Source organism: Roseovarius sp. EL26, from assembly GCF_900327775.1.
Taxonomy (GTDB): domain Bacteria; phylum Pseudomonadota; class Alphaproteobacteria; order Rhodobacterales; family Rhodobacteraceae; genus Roseovarius.
Map to the genome: position 1 here is coordinate 298,050 of NZ_OUMZ01000007.1, position 19,258 is coordinate 317,307.

The following is a 19,258-nucleotide window of genomic DNA, read 5'->3' on the forward strand; positions in this document are numbered from 1 at the left end:
GCTGTACAGGTTGTACGCGGGTTTTGTACGCAAACCGTGCATCGCGGATGGTGCATCAAGACCATGCATCAAAATGTGCGCCTGCGGCGCGCAGGATGTCTCGTTGTCGGCCTTCGGCCTCCGCCTTGAGTTTGCCTCCGGTGGAGATATTTGTAGTCAGGTGAAACAAATGGATTGCCTTCTAGGCTGGATGACAACTGACCATTTTCAGAAGGTTAATTTTGGAGGGCGGGTTTGCACCCACCCTACGGATTTACGCCCCTCTAATCCGCGTGACCATTTCGGTAGTGTCGCGACTCAGGTTTGGGGTGGCGAGGATGCGATTCAATTGCGTGGTGATGAGGTCTTGCCGGTCGGCATCGTAGCGTTTCCAGGTCTCAAACGCCGAGCACATTCGGGCGGTGGTTTGGGGGTTGAGCGGGTCGAGCTGGATGAGCCAGTCGGCCAGCAATTCGTAGCCAGCGCCTGAGGCATGGTGGAAGCCCGCCGGGGACATCGCCAGTGCGCCGAGTGTGGCGCGGAAGCGGTTGGGGTTTTTCATGGTGAAATCTGGATGCTTAGTCAGCGCGTCGGCGACGGTTGCAATCTGATCTGGAGCGGCTTGCACCACCTGCATTGAGAACCATTTGTCGATGACCAGACGATCATCTTGCCATTGGTCATAGAAGGCGGCAATCGCGGCCTCGCCCTTACCGGCCTGTAAAAGGCATGAGAAGGCAGCGAGTTGCTGGGTCATGTTGTCCGCCGCATCATATTGGCGCTGGGCCTGTGCGCCACCATCGAGCCGGGTGATCAGACCAAGGGCGGTGTTGGCCAAGGAACGTGCACCGGATTGGGCCGCATCTGGCTTATAGGCGCCTTCGACCTGATATTGGGCATAGAGGCGCGGGGCGAGATCTTGCATGTGCTGGGCGCGGGCCTGTCGAAGCGTTTCCAGCGCATCCCAAATGACCTGTGGATCAGGAGTATGGTTTGCGTCAAACAGGGTTTGGGCCAGATCGTCTTGGCTGGGCAGGCCCATGGCAAGGGCGCGGAAGGTCGGATCAAGCGTGTCATCGCGGGCGACGGCGGTGATGGCATCGAGATAGGCGCTGTCAGGGGCAGCCCCCTCGCGGATCATTGCGATCAACCCGTCCTTGGCCAAGGCGCGGCCTGCTTCCCATTTGTTAAAGGGATCTGTGTCATGGGCCAGCAGGAAGGCACGTTCAGCATTGTTGCTATCGCGTTGCAAGATCACCGGCGCGGAGAATTCGCGCAGGATCGACGGCGTGGGTTTGGCGGAGAGGCCGGTGAAGGTGAAGCTTTGCTCGGCCTCAGACATTTCTAGTACTTGTGTTGCCTGCACCTCGTCCCCGTTGGGGCCGATTAGGCCGACGGCGATGGGGATGACACGTGGCGGCTTGTCATCCTGTCCCGGAGTGGGCGGTGTGCTTTGGCAGAAATGCAGCGTGTAGGTGCCATCAGCATAATCGTCACTAACCTGCAGGCGCGGGGTGCCCGCGTCGGAATACCAGCGTTTGAATTGGCTGAGATCGCGACCAGTGGCATCCTCAAACACCTGCAGCCAGTCTTCGATTGTGGCGGCGTCGCCGTCGTGACGGTCAAAGTAGAGATCTAATGCTTTGTAGTATGCTTCATCCCCGACCAGTGTTTTGAGCATGCCGATTAGCTCGGCGCCTTTTTCATAGATGGTGGCGGTGTAGAAATTGTTGATCTCAACAAAGCTTTCGGGGCGCACCGGGTGGGCGAGGGGGCCGTTGTCCTCGCGGAATTGGCGGGCGCGCAGGGCGATGACGTCTTCGATCCGTTTGACGGGGGCGCTGCGCAGGTCTGATGTGAACTGTGCGTCGCGGTAGACTGTTAACCCCTCTTTGAGGCAAAGCTGGAACCAGTCGCGGCAGGTGATGCGGTTGCCAGTCCAGTTGTGGAAGTATTCGTGGGCGATGATCGCCTCGATCCGCTCGAAATTGCCATCGGTGCTGGTTTCCGGGCTGGCGAGCACACAAGAGGAGTTGAAAATGTTCAGCCCTTTGTTTTCCATCGCACCCATGTTGAAGTCATCGACGGCGACGATGTTGAACAGATCCAAATCGTATTCACGGCCGTAGACGTCTTCGTCCCATTTCATCGAGTCTTTGAGCGCCTGCATGCCAAAGGCGCATTTGCCTTCGTCACCGGGGCGGACCCAGATGTTGAGTTCTACATCGCGACCGGATTTGGTGGTGAATGCGCCGGGATGGTTGACCAGATCGCCAGCCACGAGTGCAAAGAGATAGGCCGGTTTGGGCCAGGGGTCATGCCATTCGGCGAAACCCTCGCCTGTATCGCCGGGGTTACCGTTTGAAAGCATGACCTTTTCCGGGCCTTCGATGCGGACGGTGAAGGAGGCCATCACATCAGGGCGGTCCGGGTAATAGGTAATTTTGCGAAAGCCTTCGGCCTCACACTGGGTGCAGTACATGCCGTTGGACATATAGAGCCCTTCAAGCGCGGTGTTGGTGACGGGGCTGATTTCGACCTCGGATTCCCACAGGAACGGGGCATCGGGCACATCCGCAGTTAGGCCCTGATCGGTTATTGTGGGGGTGACGGGTTTCCCGTCGATGGTAGCACTCAGAAATTTGAGGTTTTCGCCGTGCAGGAAAAAGGTTCGGTCTGTGGCGTCAGGGTTGGGGCGGAACTGAATGCGCGATTTCACCCGTGTCTGTTCGGGGTGCAGGTGAAAGGTGAGCTCAACCGTATCGATGAGATAGCCAAAGGGCGTGTAATCTTTGAGGTAAATCGGTTGGGGGGTGGTTTCACGCATGCTCGGCCTCCGTCTGCTGCGCCAACAGATGTAATGCATCCCGCGGGGGCTGCAAGCGGGGAAAGTTGGAGACCTCTTAGAGGGGCTCTTTTTCTGAACATATGAACACCTGATTGGCTTATAGGCCAATGTCCGGTTTGAGCCCTTAGTTACAAGTTGACCGGCCCACCCAGCCTCCAGTATTTAACATGAAATCGCGACGGAGGAGTATTCGCAGATGGCGTGGTCAGAAATTGCAGCATTCGTGTTTGTTGCAGCACTCTTGGTGATGTCACCAGGCCCGAATGGCTTCCTGATCGCGAAGACTGTTCCTACATCTGGTCGAGCAGCCGGATTTGCCAATGTCGCGGGTTTTGTGACGGCTTTTTTCCTGCATGGTGCTCTGGCCATACTTGGGATTTCAATCATTCTGGTCAAATCCGCGACAGCATTCGCTATCGTGAAGTACATTGGGGCAGCATACCTCATATGGATTGGGTTGAAGGCTCTGTTCGGAGCATTCAAAAGCGTCAAAAACACTGAGACAGTGAAACCTGCACAAACGCGAAGGACATTATGGCGCGCCTATATGGAGGGCTTTTTCACGAACGCGTTGAATCCAAAGGTCTCAATGTTTTACCTTGCCGCATTCCCTCAGTTCATCACTGTTGGCGAAACATCTGCCGCCTCGTCCTTCTTGCTTGTATTTCTTCACTCGATGGTTGCTACCGCGTGGTTCACCACCATGACTTTGTTGTTCTCTAAGCTGACTTCGATGGCGCGAAGTGGCAGCTTCCAGAGATGGCTCAAGGGAGTGACGGGTGTTGTGTTCATTGGTTTTGGCCTCAAGCTCGCGAGCTTCAAAGCGAGCATCTGAAGTCAGCAATCCTAAATCTCGCTTTCTTCCGCATAGCGGTCGTTAGTCTACAAACTGGACTTATTGAGAGGGGCTTGTGGTTTGGGGGCGCTCCTCCTAATGGCGCTTTCATAAACCTGTTACAAAGCGTGGATCCGCCATGACACCTTCGGTTGTTGCCATCATTCTTTTTGCCGCTGTTTTGCATGCGACGTGGAATGCCATCGTGAAATCGGCGGCCGATCGGACGTTGACGCTGGGCATGATTGCGTTGGCGCAATGTGTGGCGGGCGGGATTATGATCACGCAACTGCCGCTGCCGACCTATGAGAGTTTTCTCTACATCCTGTTCTCAACGGGGACGCATTTTTGCTATTACTACATGCTCAACTGGGCTTATCGCTATGGTGATTTCAGCGTGGTTTATCCGATTGCGCGTGGCATTGTGCCGGCGCTGGTGGCGATTTGGGCGATGGTTCTGGTGGGGGAGCTGTTGCCGCTGACGGCATGGTTCGGCATTGGTTTGATTGCTGCTGCGATCCCGCTGTCGTGCTGGAAGGCGCTGAGTTCGGGCTTTGATCGCAATGCGTTGTTGTTTGCGCTGGGCACAGGTTTGTGCATCTCGATCTATTCGGTCTTTGATGGCATCGGCGTGCGCCTGTCGGGCAATACGCTGTCGTATTGGGCCTGGGGCGCGTTTTTGCATTTTATCATCGCCGGTTTCATCGGCGTTCGCCGTCGTCACATGCTGGCGCAGGTTCCGGCCAGAACTTGGATGATTGGCCTTGCGGGTGGGTTGGTGTCAATGGTGGCATATGGTCTGGTGCTTTATGCTAAGAACTTTGCGCCGTTGGGGGCGGTTTCGGCCCTACGTGAGACATCGGTGATCTTTGCCGCCATTATTGGTTTCGTCTTCTTCAAAGAGGGCAATTGGAAACGCCGCTCTGCTGCTGCGGGGTTGATGTCTGTTGGCGTGGCGGTGATTGCGCTGAGCGCGTAAATCATCCTCCTCTGCATCCTTGCGCGAAGACATGTGCAGGAATTGATGTTTTCTTGTGGCCGTGGTCGGGGTAACTCTGGTCTAGCGAAATTAACACAAGGCGCAGCATGTCACGTCCGATCATTGGTATTATTGGCAATTCTTACAAGATTGATGACGAATACCCGGTGCATGCCGGGGGAACGATGCTGTCAGAATCTGTGTCGGGAGTATCAGGCTGTTTGCCACTGATCGTGCCAAGCGATCCGCGATATGTATCGGTGCCCGAGTTGCTGGAAGCCTGTGATGGGTTTCTGCTGACTGGTGGGCGCCCGAATGTGCACCCTGAGGAATATGGGCAGGCGGCCACTATTGCACATGGTGATTTCGACCGGGCGCGCGACGCGATCACCTTGCCACTGGTAAGGGCCTGCGTGGAGCGGGGGCAGCCGGTGTTGGGCATCTGCCGGGGCTTTCAGGAGGTCAATGTTGCCATGGGCGGCACGCTTCATCCGGAAATCCGCGAGATTCCGGGCCGTGAAAACCACCGAATGCCGCCCGATGGCACGCTGGAAGAAAAGTTTGCCCTGCGCCATGTGGTGCATTTCACGCCGGGTGGCGTGTTTGAACGTCTGATGGGCGCGCAAGAGGTGATGACCAACACCCTGCACGGGCAGGGGATTGTGACACCGGGTAAGGATGTGGTGATTGATGGTCATGCACCCGACGGCACGCCCGAGGCGATTTATGTCAGGAACTCCAAGGGTTTTGCCCTGTCGGTGCAATGGCATCCTGAATGGAATGCGGCCAACGACCCGGTCAGCCGCCCGTTGTTTGAGGCCTTTGGTGATGCGGCACGGGCTTGGGCCAACGGGCAGGAAAATTGGTCCCTTAAGACAGCGTAAACCTTTGAAGGGTAAGTTGAAGGTGACCTTGCCGGGCAACGTGGACTTGTGACCTTAGTTGGCGCAGGTTCACGTTTTTTAAGTCTTTGCCTCACGGTCTAGGATAATCCCCAACTCCGCACGTTTCTTTTTGGTCAGATTGGCCGCGGCCATTTGATAGGACTGTGCGATGTGGTTTTGCAGCTCTGTGTCGCTGAGCCCCGGTTTATCGTAGACTTGCAACCATTTCATCCCGCGCGAGGCAAGATATGGGGCAGGGCGGATGCCGGGTTGATCTTGCAGCACCTCGTAGGCGATCTCGGACGCCTTGAAGGTGAAGGCATCGCGTCCGTCGTTCCAGCCGCAGATGGCAAAGACCTTGGTTCCGACCTTCCACACATCGGCGTTGCCCCATTGAATGACATGGGATGTGGCTTTGAATTCTGCGCAAAAGTTGTTGAAATTATCCCGATTCATGTAGGTCCTTCTGGTAGCGCCAAAGTGACGCCCTGCTATTTCATCATTATTCGAACATAATCCCCCTACCGATAGGGGGGAAAGGAAAAACAGATGCGCAGGATAATTGATGTACCACCTTTATGGCTGGTGTTTTTCCTTGCTTTGGCTTGGGGACAGGTGACCTATCTATCATTTGGCCTGAGCTTTGGTGGTGCATGGTCCAGATTTGCCGGGGGGCTATGTGTCGGCGGGGGGCTGGTGCTTATTGCAATGGCTATACTAGAGTTTCGCAGGCATCGTACCACTGTCATTCCCCATCGCGAGGCTGAGCGTCTGATCCAAAGCGGGATCTTCAAGCGGTCGCGAAACCCGATCTATCTGGGGGATTGTCTGATCTTGCTGGGCTGTATTCTGAAATGGGATGCGGTACTGGCATTGCCGCTTGTGCCGATTTTTTTGTGGGTGCTTGAGGTGCGTTTTGTTGTTCCAGAAGAAAACCGTCTGCGACGCCAATTTCGGGCGGAATTTGCCCAGTATTGCCTCAAAACGCGGCGCTGGATCTAGGGGGCTGATAATCCGGTCAACGTTTTTTGTATGAGTCACATACTGGTCGACAAATTGGCCGCGTAGGGTGATTCTTTGGACTTAATAAATCTAGCGAATTGCGGGAGATTATGCCTCGAAAAATGGCGCTGGATCGTCATTTTGGTATCCTATTGTATCCTAAACGTGGGTTTTTTCGTTGTTTTTGAGGATGGATCCAGATCATTGCCTAAAATCTAGGCATTGGCCCTAGGGATTTGGAAAAACTGGCTGTCGCATCTTGGGAAGTGCTGTGAAATAACGACGCTTGAAGCTATCAAGCGACATCTTGTTCAGGGCCAACCATCAGGGCAAGACGACGAACGACAAGGAAGGGACGCAGTTTTGAAGATCGGAACGCCAAAAGAAGTGCTGGAGGGCGAAGCCCGGGTGGCGATGACGCCCGACTCCGCATTGCAATTACAAAAGCTGGGATATGAATGCGCGATTGAGGCCGGTGCTGGTGCAAGCGCCGGGTTTTCGGATGCGAATTACGAGGCCGCCGGGGTAGAGGTGATCAAGACACCTGCCGCCCTGTGGAAGGCCTGTGATATTGTTGCGAAGGTACGTCAACCAGACACGACGGAACTCAAACGTCTGACCAAGGACAAAACGCTGATTTCCTTCTTCAATCCCGGTGGGAACGAAGAAGGGATGGAGCTGGCCAAATCCAAAGGCGCGAATGTGATCGCGATGGAAATGGTGCCACGCATTTCCCGTGCGCAAAAAATGGATGCGCTGTCGTCGATGGCAAACATCGCCGGCTACCGCGCGGTTATTGAGGCGGGCAACAACTTTGGCCGGTTCTTTACCGGTCAGATCACAGCGGCGGGTAAAGTACCGCCCGCGAAAGTTCTGGTTGTCGGTGCCGGTGTGGCTGGTCTGGCCGCGATTGGGACCTCGACCTCGCTTGGTGCGATCACGCTGGCGTTTGATGTGCGTCCTGAAGTGGCCGAGCAAGTTGAATCGATGGGCGCCGAGTTTGTTTTCCTTGATTTCGAGGAGGAGCAAACCGATGGTGCGGCCGCGGGTGGTTATGCCTCGGTGTCTTCTCCAGAGTTCCGTGAGGCGCAGCTGGCCAAGTTCCGTGAACTGGCCCCTGAGGTTGATATCGTCATCACCACCGCCCTGATCCCCAACCGCGAAGCGCCAGAGCTGTGGACCGAAGACATGGTTGCGGCGATGAAGCCGGGTTCGGTCATCGTTGACCTTGCGGCGGAAAAAGGCGGCAACTGTAAGCTGACAGTGATGGACGAGAAGATCGTGACCGACAATGGCGTCACGATCATCGGTTATACCGACTTCCCAAGCCGGATGGCGGCGCAAAGCTCGACGCTGTATGCGACCAACATTCGCCACATGATGACCGACCTGACCCCTGAGAAAGACGGTCAGATTAATCATGACATGGAAGATGACGTTATTCGCGGATCGACCGTGACGTTTGAAGGTGAGATCACCTTCCCACCGCCACCGCCAAAAATTCAGGCGATTGCGGCACAGCCCAAGGCGGAAGCGCCAAAAGAGCTGACGCGCGAAGAAAAGCTGGCGCAAGAGGCGGCGGCGTTCAAGGCGCAGACCAAGAACCAAGTTACCCTGCTGGGGATTGGTGCGGTATTGTTGCTGGGTGTGGGCCTTGTAGCCCCGGCCAGCTTCATGCAGCACTTCATCGTGTTTGTTCTGGCGGTCTTTGTCGGCTTCCAGGTGATCTGGGGCGTTGCACATAGCTTGCACACACCACTGATGGCGGTGACCAACGCGATTTCGTCGATCATCATCCTGGGGGCGTTGATGCAAATCGGGTCGAGCAGTTTCTTGGTTATCCTGCTTGCCGGGCTTTCGGTCTTCATGGCGGGGATCAACATCTTCGGTGGGTTCCTCGTGACACGGCGCATGCTCGCCATGTTCCAAAAGTCGTAAAGGGTCAGAATAATGGATTATGGTTTTACAACAGCCGCTTACGTGGTGGCAGCCGTTCTTTTCATCCTGTCTCTGGGTGGCTTGTCCGGACAAGAAAGCGCCAAACGCGCGGTATGGTATGGCATTGTTGGCATGGGGTTGGCGGTTGCCGCAACGCTGATCGGGCCGGGCTCTGGCCTGTGGCTTTTGTCGCTGCTGCTGATCGCAGCGGGTGGCTTTATTGGTACCTATGTGGCGCAACGCGTACAGATGACCGAAATGCCTCAGCTTGTGGCGGCGATGCACAGCCTTGTTGGTCTGGCAGCCGTCTTTGTCGGCTATAACGCGCATATCGAGCTGGGCAATGTTCTGGCGATGGATGACACCGCCAAAAAGGCGACTGAGGGCTTTGCCGCTCTGTTGGCCAAGAAAGACAGTGTCGAGATCAACATTCTACGGGTTGAGCTGTTCCTTGGTATCTTCATTGGTGCGGTGACCTTCACTGGTTCCGTGATTGCCTATGGCAAGCTGGCAGGCAAAGTGTCCTCGGCGGCGGAAAAGCTGCCCGGTGGGCATGTTCTGAACGCAAGTGCTGCAGGTCTCTCGCTGATCTGTCTGATCTGGTACTGCAACACCGGTGGCTTCTTGCCGCTGTTCTTGATGACTTTGGCGGCGTTGTTCATTGGCTATCACTTGATCATGGGCATCGGCGGCGCCGACATGCCGGTGGTTGTGTCGATGCTGAACAGCTATTCAGGTTGGGCCGCGGCGGCGATTGGTTTCAGCCTTGGCAATGACCTGTTGATCGTTGTTGGTGCGCTGGTCGGCTCTTCTGGTGCGATCCTGTCTTACATCATGTGTAAGGCGATGAACCGGTCGTTCATCAGCGTAATCCTGGGTGGCTTTGGTGGCCCTGCGGGTGAGCAGATGGCGGTTGAAGGCGAGCAGATCGCGATTGAGGCTGAAGGCGTGGCCGCAGCCCTGAATGAGGCAGATAACATTGTCATCATTCCGGGTTATGGCATGGCCGTGGCGCAGGCGCAGCAGGCGGTGAGCGAGATCACCAGCAAGCTGCGGGCCAAAGGCAAAAACGTGCGTTTTGCCATCCACCCGGTGGCGGGTCGTCTGCCCGGGCACATGAACGTGCTGCTGGCCGAAGCCAAGGTGCCTTATGACATCGTGCTGGAGATGGATGAGATCAACGATGATTTCCCAGAAACAGATGTGGCCATCGTCATCGGATCAAACGACATCGTGAACCCTGCGGCGCAGGACGACCCGAACAGCCCTATTGCCGGTATGCCGGTTCTGGAATGCTGGAAGGCCAAGCAGGTGTTTGTGTCTAAGCGTGGTCAGGGTACCGGTTATTCCGGAATTGAGAACCCGCTGTTCTACAAGGAAAACACCCGCATGTTCTATGGCGACGCCAAGGACAGTGTCAGCAAACTGATCCCGATGATCGACTAACTTTAGTCTCACATTGTGAAACAAATGAACGTCCGGCTGAAAAGTCGGGCGTTTTTCCTTTTTTTAAATGTTAAATGCTGCAAAATGGGCAAAGTAGAACAATGCAATAAAATTAGACTTTTGGGGACACTATGGCGGAATCATCGCACGGCGAGCTTGGACACTTGCCTTCTTTCATCACGGCACCGGGGGAAACGGACACGTTATTTGTGATCGTTGTTGTCGCGGTGATCTTAGCAATTTTGATGATCGGGGTGCTGTATTTGAAGCTGCATGCGCTGCCCGAACACATGGCACATTCGTCAAATCACACGCAGTTTCAGCTGGTTGCGGTGATGGGGCTTGTTGCCTTGTTTACGCATAACAACCTGTTTTGGATTTTGGCGCTTTTCCTGGCGTCAATCCAGCTACCGGATTACGAAGGTTTGCTTCGATCTATATCGGAATCGCTTGAGAAAATGGCGGGTGGTAAAACGGATGAAGCCGTAGCTGAGGCGGCAGATATCGCCGAACCCACTGCAGATGAAGCTACAAAGGCGGAGGCATAACATGCTGGAATTTACCGTCTGTTCAATGCTTACCATTCTGCCGGATTACCTGTTTCGCCGCTATCGGCAGGGCAAGCGATTTGGTCATGAGCTGACCCTATTTTCGGTTTGGTACGAGCTGCGTTATGGCATCACGGCCTGCCTGATGCTGACCATCACCATCATCACGTTGGTGTTTTACTACCACCCGTCTACCAGCAACGTATCGTCATATTTCCGCACTGTGACCATCCTGTCGGAAAATGCAGGTCGCGTGGATGAAGTGTTTGTCGAAAACAATCAAGAGGTCAAAGCGGGTGACAAGTTGTTCTCGCTTGATAGTTCAAGTCAGCAGGCTGCTGTTGAAACCGCCGAGAGGCAGCTTGATGAGGTCTTGGCACAGTTCAATGTGGCTGAGGCGGATCTGGCTGCGGCTCGAGGGGTCGTTCAGCAGGCGCAGGGCTCTTTGGAGCAAGCGCAAGAAGAGCTTGAAGTGCGCAAGACACTGTTGGAAAAAGGATCAACGGCTGTCAGTACACGCGATGTCGAGAAGTTGGAAAATACGGTCCAATCGCGGAAGGGGACGTTGGACGCGTCCAAAGCGCAGCTAAAGGCTGTGGAAGCCGAAATCGAGATTTCGCTCCCATCTGCCAAAGCAACTGCGATTGCCGCCCGCAAGCAAGCTCAGATCGAGTTGGACAAGACTGTTGTCTATGCGCTGGTTGACGGCACGATTGAGCAGTTTGCCCTGCAGCCCGGGGATCTGGTTAACCCGATCCTGCGTCCAGCCGGGGTGCTTGTGCCACCGGATGCCGGACGCGGGCGTTTTCAGGCGGGCTTCAATCAGTTGGCGACGCAGGTCGTTAAGCCGGGAATGATCGGCGAGATCACCTGCATGTCATTGCCGCTGACCATCGTGCCGATGCGGGTTGTAGAGGTTTCTGACTATATCCCGGCCGGACAGTTCCGGCCCACGGATCAGCTGCGCGATCTACAGGACAGCGCCCGCCCGGGGACGTTGACGGTGTATATGGAGCCTTTGTTCGAGGGTACGGTTGATGACATCAAGCGCGGCAGTAAGTGCATGGCGAACCTTTACACCAACAACCACGAGCTGCTTGAAGACGAGAGCCTTGGCTTTGGCAAGTGGCTGTTCCTGCATGTGGTCGATACGGTGGGCATTGTGCACGCTTTTGGGATCCGGATGCGGGCGATGCTAATGCCGGTGCAAAATCTGGTTCTGACCGGCGGGCACTGATCACGGATAGCTGGGGGTCAGCGCCAGCAGCTCATCCAGTTGACGCGCAATCCAGCCGCGGGGAATGAAATGCCCGCGGCTGTGGATATCCAGCGTGACCTTTCCGTCGTTGCAGCTATCCCATGTGGTGCGGGTAAATGTATCGTGTTCGGTGATGTGCCACGTGCCGTTTTCTATGCCTGCACCGCAGTTGTATTTTGCCCGCCACAGCGCCACGGGATAGGTGGTGTCATTGTTTGGGCCAAAGGGGAAATCCATCACGGTGTCGGATGTTCCATGCACATGACGGACCTCTTTGGGGGCTTGCGGGCAGGTTTCGGATTGATTGAGCGTGCCAGCCACGGCCAAAAGTGCGCGCACATGATTGCCGCTTTGACAGGCGTAGCGCCAGGCCATCGCTGATCCAAAGGAATAGCCAGAGACAAAGATATTAGTGCGATCAATGGGGTAGTGTTTGGCCACATCATCCAGCACCGCATTGGTAAAGGCCACGTCATCGGTGCGGGCGCTCCAGAAATCCCAGCTTTTGCCCAAGCCATTGGGCGCCACCAGCAAGACGCCGCGTTTGCGCGTGGCCCCGGCGATGCGGCCATGTTTGACAATCAAATCCCCCTGCCGCGCCCAACCGTGGAAATGCAGCAGAACGGGTAGGGGCGTTTTGCCGTCCCAGCCGTCGGGTTCCAGCACGTGGTAGGAACGGTCGCCGAGTTGGCAGGGCACCTCGGCGTGGCAGGGGGTGTCTTGCAGACCCACGGCAAAGGCAGGAGCGGCAGACATAAACAGGGCGGTGAGCAGGGTGCGTATCATATGCCCAGACATGGCGGATCAGAGGTGTAATGTCATGTCACATCTCTGTGGGCGTTTTGCGAGGAGCTTTGCCAAGCCAGACCGCGGGATGGCGATGTGTGGTTTGGTAGGTCGGTTTATCCCGGCCAAATCCGTGAAGGCTGGTGCGTGTCGCAGAGGGTGCAAAATCGCCAGCCCTTGCGGGCGGTCTGGCGATACGCGCGGCGGCCTACGGCCTTATTCCGCGCTTAATTATTCGCCTCAAAATAATGAAGTGACGAACTGTAAGATGAAGGCCACGCCAAACAAGATTAGAAGCCAAATCACACTATATGTAAAATTGGAAAACTGTCGAACTGTAAAAAAATCAACGTCTTTGCCAACACTTTCTGCGCATCGAACAGACACAAAGAAGGCGGCTCTTTGATTCAGATATATGCAATCCAATGTAATAAGTTCGTTCGCAGCGATATAGGGTAGTTTTATTAAACACTGTCCATTTTCAATGGCTTCGTAACTAACTTTTTGGCCAGGATTGATCGAAACATTTCGTGGAAAGTGGCTCAAGACGAGGCTCACATCAGTAGCCGGACTCTTTCCTGTATTTTGAACAAAAAATTGTTCATTGAATACTTCCAGAAAATCATCTGACTCAGGTGGTCCATTTTGATTTTGCGAAACATTCAGGTTGTGTAGGCTAGAGTGCGCACGGCCATATATTAGGATTGGTCGCAAACGAAATGCGTAAAATACCAGCGCGGCAACAATGGTAAATGCTAGTGCGATGAACTGATCGCCTAGCGAAGAAATATACCACCAGATTTCGCTTAACACCCCCATCTACCGCGACAAACCACCATGCAACGTCGGCACGTCCAGCGCAGAGAAGCCGTAGTGGCGCAGCCAGCGTAGGTCTGAGTCAAAGAAGGCGCGCAGGTCGGGGATGCCGTATTTCAGCATGGCGATGCGGTCGATGCCGACGCCAAAGGCAAAGCCCTGATATTCATTGGGATCAATGTTGGCGGCTTCCAGCACCTTGGGATGCACCATGCCCGAGCCCAGAACCTCCAGCCAGTCGTCGCCTTCGCCAACCTTTACGGTGCCATCTTTCCAAGAACAACGAATGTCGACTTCGGCCGAAGGCTCGGTGAAGGGGAAGTGCGAGGCGCGGAAGCGCAGCTCGACATCGTCGACCTCGAAGAAGGCTTTGACGAATTCTTCCAGCACCCATTTCAGATTGGCCATAGAGATGTCTTTGTCGATGGCCAGCCCTTCGACCTGATGGAACATCGGGGTGTGGGTCTGGTCATAGTCAGCGCGGTACACACGGCCCGGTGCGATAATGCGGATGGGCGCGCCTTGATCCTGCATCGAGCGGATCTGCACGGGTGATGTGTGCGTGCGCAGCACGTGCGGTGGGCGCTCGTCGCCCTCAGCACGGTGGGTATAGAACGTGTCCATTTCCGCGCGGGCCGGGTGGTGGCCGGGGATGTTGAGCGCATCAAAGTTGAACCAGTCGCTTTCGACCTGCGGCCCTTCGGCCACGGCAAAGCCCATATCGGCAAAGATCGCGGTGACCTCTTCGGTGACTTGGCTGATTGGGTGGATGGTGCCCTGACGGCGTGGGCGACCGGGCAGGGTCACGTCCAGCCATTCGGTGCGCAGGCGCGCGTCCAGTGCGGCATCTGCAAGGCCAGCTTTCTTGGCGGCGAGTGCCGAATTGATCTCATCCTTCAGCGCATTCAAGGCGGGACCGGCAACCTGACGCTCTTCCGGTGTCATCTTGCCCAGCTCACGCATCTTCAGGCTGACCTCGCCCTTTTTGCCGACGGCCTGAACGCGCAGCTCTTCGAGCGCGTTTTCATCGGCAGCATCAGCGATTGCGGTCAGATATTTGTTCTTGAGATCGTCCATTGGGCATACCTGTATCAGCGTTTGATGCGGGTTACCGTGCCTGCGGCGGCTGTGCAAGCATTAGCGCATGTTAGCGATGTATTCTGTGGTGAATTGGGCATAACCATTTGACGTCACCTGATGCTGTCCCTGCATATGGTCATGCAGATCGGGCAGCTTGTGAAACGGCACCTGTGGCAGGGTGTGATGTTCCACATGATAGGGCATGTTCCACGCCAGAAACCGCACAATCCGGTTGGTGTAGGTGGTGCGGGTGTTTTCAAACATATTGGCGACAAAGGCGCAGCGGCCATGTTCAGCCAAAAGATACAGCCGCAGGAAGGGTTGCCCCAGCAGGCAGGGCAGTAGCCAGACCCACCACAGCAGCGGCGTGACGAACAGACTGGCGATGGCAAAGCCGTAGATGACCATCATCCATTTCGCCTCGGACCGTACCCGTGCGTGGGCGCGTTCTGGGACATAGTCACCGGGGGCGCGGCCAAAGGCGTTGCCGATGGTTTTATCGATGGTGTCGACCCAATAGGGGATGCCAGTGACATGAACGATATAGTTGCCCCAACCCTCGGGCTTGGCCCCGGCGATCAGCTCGGGGTCTTTGCCGGGGATGTTGGTGAAACGGTGGTGCGCAAGATGAAAATAGCGAAACCATTCAAACGGCAGAAAGATCAGAAGGCCACAGATGCGCCCGACCCATTCATTGATAGCTTCGGTCTTGAACGGGGTTTTATGTGTAGCCTCATGTTCCAGCGTGAAGAGAAAACAGATGGCGATGCCTTGCGCGACCAGCGCCAGTTGCCACAGGGGCCAGCCAAAAGCGATCCAGCAGCCTAGGAACAGGATCAACCCTGCATGCCCTGCCAGATGGCGTAGTCCGGGGGTGTCCTCGGTCGTGTTTAGAGCCGAGAGCGTTTCGCGGGGTAGGGAGGAGACAAAGGCTTTGTGGTCAGTCATGGATGGCTCAATGCGTTGGCTTTGGTGCTGGGCCACTCGACCGGAGACGACGTGATCTGTCAATGGTCATGGCCAATGACCAGCCAAAACACAGAGGAGACGCCGGGTCTGCGTATATTCTATTGACAGATGAGCCTGCTGTGTTTCTCTTGATTTAATGAATATTTTTCGATGGGGCCCCTGATGTTTCACCGCGTCTCGCTTATTTTGCTCGCCGGGGCGTTTGTTCCGGCACTCAATGGTTCGGCTTTGGCCGAAGATGATAGTTTTTTCCTGATGACAGGTGAAAGTCTGGCCTGTGTCACTTCCCACCGAGCGGATTACGATATCGAGGACGGGAATGTAGCGTTTATTGCGGTTTCAGAATGTGCAGGCGCCTCCGGAGGGGGGCAAGTTAGCATTCTGGATCAGGTCCTCAATTCGGCGCCAGATGTTTCTGTTGATGAAACTCAAGGTCCAGACCCCGTTGTCGCGCTGAGCAAGGAAGATTTTGAATGTCTTACGACGTTGGAAATCCCTGAGAATTCAGACTTGTATGCTTTCTATCCCGAAGGGTGCCGACTTGAGCAAAGATGAAGCGGCTGCGCCACCGGAAGAGGTTGAGAAACCTTCTAAATTCGACAGTATTGCCAAGGTCGTGACACTGACCATCGCCGTCTTTGGCGTGGCGCAATATGTATATGACCGCGTTGACGCACGATCCAACGACAAAAAAAGCCGCTCTATCTCTTATATCGAACAATACGCTAATGCCGACATGTTGGAGGCACGGCACACATTGGCCGATTTTTGGAGCCGGCAACAGGGGCTGGTCGGCGTGTTTCGCAACACCAGTGTGACGCAAAGAACCTATGGTGCGTTGCTGGATGCGAGCGTCTTTCGCAACGATTTGGATGGTGGAATTCAGCCTGCGTTGCTCAAAGTTGACAGCTTTTACACGCAGGTCGGGTTTTGCCGATCCAGCGGGTTGTGTGAGGCCAAATTGCTGGACGCGTATTTTTGTGAAACTGCACAGAAGTATGGGTTTGTCTATGGTCCGTTTTATGAGCGGATTTCTGACAGAACCGGGGACACAAGCGTTGGCCGGGAACTTCAAGCCTATGCCGGGGAGTGTCACTCCAAAGGTTGAAGGCCAAGTAAGACTGGGGAAATTACATGATTAAGGTATCTGAGCGATGCCGTGGCTTTCGCGGGATTTTTGTGGTTATGGCATGGTTCTGTCTGGCTGGGGAAGGCACCGCCGGAGAATGGAACCGAACGAATGTTGTTGATGGCACAGGGTGTATTTTAAAATTTGAAGGCCCTGTTGAAAGAGGTGATGCGCAGGAACTTGAGGCTGCTTTAGACGGTTTTCGCGCCCAGATCGAAGAGGTTGACCCGTTTTACTATATGCGGGATTTCACCTCGGACAGCGTGTGTCTGAACAGCGAAGGCGGCACGTTTTCAGAAGGCGTAAAAATCGCTCAATTTCTGCAACTTAACGGATTAGGTACGGTGGTTGAGGCAGGGGACCGTTGTCTATCGGCCTGTGCCATTGCCTTTATGGGGGGCAGCTATTCTTCTGAATCTGATCGTGGATCGCAGCCCAGCCGCGCGATTTATCCGACAGCACGGTTGGGATTTCATTCGCCATCTCTCAATTTGCCCAAAAGCCAGTATTCAGAGGCCATCGTCTCAGATGCTTATGCGGCGGCGTTGTCGTCGATAGCGGATCTGCAAGTGATCGCGGATGATATCAGGTTCCCGCGATCTTTGCTGGTGACGATGCTGCAGACCCCACCGGAACAGATGATGATTGTAGAGACTGTCGGACAGGCCGCACAGTGGCGTTTGATTGTTGCGGGTGTCGAGCCAGTAAAAACCCTGCAAACCGACCAACTTGAGCATGCCTGCGAAAACATAGACGCTGGGTTGCTGGATGAACCTGCGCGCAAATACGGGTATGCCTTTGGTATCGGGGGCGATCCTTATACTCTCAGGCAAGAAGGTGACAATATATGGTTTGGTGAATACACCGGATTTCGTCAGGAGCTCGCCACGCCGTGTTCGCTCACGTACTACACAACCAAGTCAACGGAAACATTACACACAAGCCTGATACAAGGCATTGTTGAGTTGGTCGAATGGACGGATCTTTATGCGTACCATCTGTTTGCGCCAGAAACCAAGCTTAGCGCGTTGCCGGTACGTGGCGAATAAGGCGAGGTACGCCACACCAGCACTGCAAACGATGAAATGACGAGCATAAACGTTTCGAAGGCGTATCGTGCGAAGCTGTTTGTCTCGAAAACGTGAAATAATTAATGTGAATAAGTCTGTGCCGTCAGGTGTTGCCTTGCTAGGAGTTGATCGTAGTCAAAGGGGGATCATGATATGACCACGCAAATTCAAAACGCTGAGGCCTTTGCAGCCCTGCATGTTAAGGGGCAGCCAGTGGTCCTATTTAACATCTGGGATGCTGGCAGTGCCAGGGTCGTGTCCGAGGCGGGCGCCACTGCGATTGCAACGGGCAGTGCACCTGTGGCCATGGCGCAGGGGTATGCGGATGGGCAGCACATCCCCTTGGAAGAGGCGTTGGCAAATGCAGCAAGGATTGTAAGGGCTGTTGATGTTCCGGTCAGTCTTGATTTTGAGGGGGCATATGCGACGGATGCCGAAGGGATTAAAGCCAATGTAACCCGCGCATTGGACACTGGTGTTGTGGGCTTTAATTTTGAGGACCAAGTGATTGGCAGCTCTGATCTGCATCCAGTTGAGGTTCAAGCCACGCGGGTGAAGGCCATGCGCATGGCGTGCGAGGACGCAGGTATTCCTGCCTTTATCAATGCGCGTACGGATCTGTTTTTGAAAGCAGCGCCCGAGGATCATTCCGAGGCGATGCTGGATGAGGCTATCGCCCGAGCCAAAGCCTATGCGGAGGCAGGGGCCAGCGGGTTCTTTGCGCCCGCATTGAAAGATGAAGTGATGATTGCCAACCTGTGCGCGGCGGTTGAGTTGCCAGTGAACATCATAGCTCTGCCGGACACGCCGGAAAATAGTAGGTTGGCAGAGCTGGGAGTTGCTCGGATCAGCTATGGTCCGGTGCCGTACAAGAAAATGACCGCGTGGCTGGGTGATCAGGCGAAACAGGCGTTGGAAAGCCTGAGCTGAATGGGTCATGAAGAGCAGTGAGTTATTGGAGGTAGGGCAATGCGAGGTCCGAAGCTGACCAGGCGGAAATGGATTGGGGCAGCTCTTGCCAGCCTTTTTGCAGGGCGTGGAACCGCATTGTTTGCTGCCAATTACCGACGAATTCCAACAAAGTATATTGCGGCGCTGGCACCCGAGGGGGCGACGTCGGGAAGCGGGGCGGAAACCTGGGGTATTTGGCATCAAGATCCCGGCCCAATCGGGGTTTGGTTGAAGTATTATCAGGCCCTGCGTAGCGTCGGTGGGATCGGGCCGACAGGCTGGCGGTTTGATATTGATGACTGGTGGTTGGATGAAAACGGCCTGATCATGAAAGCGCCGGAGTTTCCAATATCTGCGGGGCAATACTATGTCACCAATGGCGAAGAACATATTGCGTTGCTAACGGTTGACCCCCCTGATGAGGAAGGTCGCCAGAGTTGGTCGTTGAGTGATGATAAAACGATTGCCAATGTGACCCATGGGCCTTGTCGGTCTGCGCGGTATACCCCGGTGGGGGAAACGGAAACCTGCTCTCCTGAGAATGCAAACCGTGATGTCTTTCCGCTTAAACCGGGCGAAAGCCCACCTTTGGTGTCTGGGTGTCGCAAGAAAGATTACGCAGTGTTGATTGTCTTTGGTGTGCCCGTTGCAGGATGATTTTCTGACCGGAATTCTGATGATTTGTGGTAGGTCTGTGTATGATACGAATGTGCCGTCCCTTATAAAGAAACGAGGATACC

19 protein-coding genes are annotated in these 19,258 nt (G+C 55.0%); 13 read left to right on the top strand and 6 right to left on the bottom strand.

Going from position 1 to position 19,258, the window contains the following annotated elements:
- Positions 1-253: 253 nt before the first annotated feature.
- Complete coding sequence (pepN, locus tag D9A02_RS09315) at positions 254-2,806, bottom strand: aminopeptidase N (RefSeq protein WP_120500714.1); 2,553 nt, start codon at positions 2,804-2,806, stop codon at positions 254-256.
- Positions 2,807-3,023: 217 nt separating this feature from the next.
- On the opposite strand from pepN, the gene D9A02_RS09320 reads away from it, so the two are divergent.
- The 3 genes from D9A02_RS09320 to D9A02_RS09330 all read left to right on the top strand — a co-directional run bounded on the left by D9A02_RS09320 (position 3,024) and on the right by D9A02_RS09330 (position 5,525).
- On the top strand, positions 3,024-3,662 hold the full coding sequence (locus D9A02_RS09320) for a LysE family translocator (RefSeq protein WP_120500715.1): 639 nt from the start codon (positions 3,024-3,026) through the stop codon (positions 3,660-3,662).
- 139 nt (positions 3,663-3,801) lie between these two features.
- Positions 3,802-4,641, top strand: a complete 840-nt coding sequence (locus tag D9A02_RS09325) for a DMT family transporter (RefSeq protein WP_120500716.1) — start codon at positions 3,802-3,804, stop codon at positions 4,639-4,641.
- A gap of 107 nt (positions 4,642-4,748) precedes the next feature.
- Positions 4,749-5,525 carry a gamma-glutamyl-gamma-aminobutyrate hydrolase family protein gene (locus D9A02_RS09330; protein WP_120500717.1) on the top strand — a complete coding sequence of 259 codons (777 nt, stop codon included), beginning with the start codon at positions 4,749-4,751 and terminating at the stop codon, positions 5,523-5,525.
- Positions 5,526-5,603: 78 nt separating this feature from the next.
- Here the strand turns inward: D9A02_RS09330 and D9A02_RS09335 are convergent, their stop codons facing one another.
- Entirely contained in the window at positions 5,604-5,981 is a 378-nt protein-coding gene (locus D9A02_RS09335; protein ID WP_120500718.1) for an MmcQ/YjbR family DNA-binding protein, read from the bottom strand.
- A gap of 93 nt (positions 5,982-6,074) precedes the next feature.
- Between D9A02_RS09335 and D9A02_RS09340 the strand changes: the two genes are divergently transcribed.
- From D9A02_RS09340 to D9A02_RS09360, 5 genes are all read left to right on the top strand, one after another.
- Positions 6,075-6,527, top strand: coding sequence for an isoprenylcysteine carboxylmethyltransferase family protein (locus D9A02_RS09340; protein ID WP_120500719.1), 453 nt, complete (start codon positions 6,075-6,077; stop codon positions 6,525-6,527).
- Between the two features lie 363 nt (positions 6,528-6,890).
- A complete protein-coding gene (locus tag D9A02_RS09345) occupies positions 6,891-8,465 on the top strand; it encodes a Re/Si-specific NAD(P)(+) transhydrogenase subunit alpha (RefSeq protein WP_120500720.1) in 1,575 nt (524 codons plus the stop codon).
- 12 nt (positions 8,466-8,477) lie between these two features.
- On the top strand, positions 8,478-9,911 hold the full coding sequence (locus tag D9A02_RS09350) for an NAD(P)(+) transhydrogenase (Re/Si-specific) subunit beta (RefSeq protein ID WP_120500721.1): 1,434 nt from the start codon (positions 8,478-8,480) through the stop codon (positions 9,909-9,911).
- A 131-nt stretch (positions 9,912-10,042) separates the two neighbouring features.
- Positions 10,043-10,459 (top strand): hypothetical protein, encoded by a 417-nt coding sequence (locus tag D9A02_RS09355; RefSeq protein ID WP_120500722.1) that lies wholly within the window; start codon positions 10,043-10,045, stop codon positions 10,457-10,459.
- A gap of 1 nt (position 10,460) precedes the next feature.
- Positions 10,461-11,696 (top strand): HlyD family secretion protein, encoded by a 1,236-nt coding sequence (locus tag D9A02_RS09360; protein WP_120500723.1) that lies wholly within the window; start codon positions 10,461-10,463, stop codon positions 11,694-11,696.
- Here the strand turns inward: D9A02_RS09360 and D9A02_RS09365 are convergent, their stop codons facing one another.
- The 4 genes from D9A02_RS09365 to D9A02_RS09380 form a co-directional block, all read right to left on the bottom strand.
- Positions 11,697-12,515 carry a PHB depolymerase family esterase gene (locus tag D9A02_RS09365; RefSeq protein ID WP_367946746.1) on the bottom strand — a complete coding sequence of 273 codons (819 nt, stop codon included), beginning with the start codon at positions 12,513-12,515 and terminating at the stop codon, positions 11,697-11,699. It lies immediately after the preceding gene.
- A 228-nt stretch (positions 12,516-12,743) separates the two neighbouring features.
- Entirely contained in the window at positions 12,744-13,322 is a 579-nt protein-coding gene (locus tag D9A02_RS09370; RefSeq protein ID WP_120500724.1) for a hypothetical protein, read from the bottom strand.
- Positions 13,323-14,396 carry a phenylalanine--tRNA ligase subunit alpha gene (gene pheS / locus D9A02_RS09375; RefSeq protein WP_120500725.1) on the bottom strand — a complete coding sequence of 358 codons (1,074 nt, stop codon included), beginning with the start codon at positions 14,394-14,396 and terminating at the stop codon, positions 13,323-13,325.
- Positions 14,397-14,456: 60 nt separating this feature from the next.
- On the bottom strand, positions 14,457-15,347 hold the full coding sequence (locus tag D9A02_RS09380) for a fatty acid desaturase (RefSeq protein WP_120500726.1): 891 nt from the start codon (positions 15,345-15,347) through the stop codon (positions 14,457-14,459).
- Positions 15,348-15,530: 183 nt separating this feature from the next.
- Between D9A02_RS09380 and D9A02_RS09385 the strand changes: the two genes are divergently transcribed.
- The 5 genes from D9A02_RS09385 (at position 15,531) to D9A02_RS09405 (ending at position 19,175) form a co-directional block, all read left to right on the top strand.
- A complete protein-coding gene (locus tag D9A02_RS09385; protein ID WP_162933020.1) occupies positions 15,531-15,923 on the top strand; it encodes a hypothetical protein in 393 nt (130 codons plus the stop codon).
- The gene (locus tag D9A02_RS09390; protein ID WP_162933021.1) at positions 15,910-16,476 is read left to right on the top strand and encodes a hypothetical protein; all 567 of its coding nucleotides are present in this window, start codon (positions 15,910-15,912) and stop codon (positions 16,474-16,476) included. Before D9A02_RS09385 ends, D9A02_RS09390 begins: the two co-directional genes overlap by 14 nt.
- A gap of 26 nt (positions 16,477-16,502) precedes the next feature.
- Complete coding sequence (locus D9A02_RS09395) at positions 16,503-17,546, top strand: hypothetical protein (protein ID WP_120500729.1); 1,044 nt, start codon at positions 16,503-16,505, stop codon at positions 17,544-17,546.
- 174 nt (positions 17,547-17,720) lie between these two features.
- The gene (locus D9A02_RS09400) at positions 17,721-18,497 is read left to right on the top strand and encodes an isocitrate lyase/phosphoenolpyruvate mutase family protein (RefSeq protein ID WP_120500730.1); all 777 of its coding nucleotides are present in this window, start codon (positions 17,721-17,723) and stop codon (positions 18,495-18,497) included.
- 39 nt (positions 18,498-18,536) lie between these two features.
- Positions 18,537-19,175: a hypothetical protein gene (locus D9A02_RS09405; RefSeq protein ID WP_120500731.1), complete on the top strand. Its 639-nt coding sequence runs from the start codon at positions 18,537-18,539 to the stop codon at positions 19,173-19,175.
- Positions 19,176-19,258 lie beyond the last annotated feature (83 nt).

Excerpts from the sequence above, each read along its gene's own strand:
- D9A02_RS09340 (WP_120500719.1), top strand. The coding sequence starts at position 6,075 with ATGCGCAGGATAATTGATGTACCACCTTTATGGCTGGTGTTTTTCCTT.
- D9A02_RS09380 (WP_120500726.1), bottom strand. The coding sequence starts at position 15,347 with ATGACTGACCACAAAGCCTTTGTCTCCTCCCTACCCCGCGAAACGCTC.
- D9A02_RS09330 (WP_120500717.1), top strand. The coding sequence starts at position 4,749 with ATGTCACGTCCGATCATTGGTATTATTGGCAATTCTTACAAGATTGAT.
- D9A02_RS09395 (WP_120500729.1), top strand. The coding sequence starts at position 16,503 with ATGATTAAGGTATCTGAGCGATGCCGTGGCTTTCGCGGGATTTTTGTG.
- D9A02_RS09355 (WP_120500722.1), top strand. The coding sequence starts at position 10,043 with ATGGCGGAATCATCGCACGGCGAGCTTGGACACTTGCCTTCTTTCATC.
- pepN (WP_120500714.1), bottom strand. The coding sequence starts at position 2,806 with ATGCGTGAAACCACCCCCCAACCGATTTACCTCAAAGATTACACGCCC.
- D9A02_RS09335 (WP_120500718.1), bottom strand. The coding sequence starts at position 5,981 with ATGAATCGGGATAATTTCAACAACTTTTGCGCAGAATTCAAAGCCACA.
- D9A02_RS09400 (WP_120500730.1), top strand. The coding sequence starts at position 17,721 with ATGACCACGCAAATTCAAAACGCTGAGGCCTTTGCAGCCCTGCATGTT.
- D9A02_RS09365 (WP_367946746.1), bottom strand. The coding sequence starts at position 12,515 with ATGTCTGGGCATATGATACGCACCCTGCTCACCGCCCTGTTTATGTCT.
- D9A02_RS09370 (WP_120500724.1), bottom strand. The coding sequence starts at position 13,322 with ATGGGGGTGTTAAGCGAAATCTGGTGGTATATTTCTTCGCTAGGCGAT.
- D9A02_RS09405 (WP_120500731.1), top strand. The coding sequence starts at position 18,537 with ATGCGAGGTCCGAAGCTGACCAGGCGGAAATGGATTGGGGCAGCTCTT.
- D9A02_RS09385 (WP_162933020.1), top strand. The coding sequence starts at position 15,531 with ATGTTTCACCGCGTCTCGCTTATTTTGCTCGCCGGGGCGTTTGTTCCG.
- D9A02_RS09325 (WP_120500716.1), top strand. The coding sequence starts at position 3,802 with ATGACACCTTCGGTTGTTGCCATCATTCTTTTTGCCGCTGTTTTGCAT.
- D9A02_RS09360 (WP_120500723.1), top strand. The coding sequence starts at position 10,461 with ATGCTGGAATTTACCGTCTGTTCAATGCTTACCATTCTGCCGGATTAC.
- D9A02_RS09350 (WP_120500721.1), top strand. The coding sequence starts at position 8,478 with ATGGATTATGGTTTTACAACAGCCGCTTACGTGGTGGCAGCCGTTCTT.
- pheS (WP_120500725.1), bottom strand. The coding sequence starts at position 14,396 with ATGGACGATCTCAAGAACAAATATCTGACCGCAATCGCTGATGCTGCC.
- D9A02_RS09320 (WP_120500715.1), top strand. The coding sequence starts at position 3,024 with ATGGCGTGGTCAGAAATTGCAGCATTCGTGTTTGTTGCAGCACTCTTG.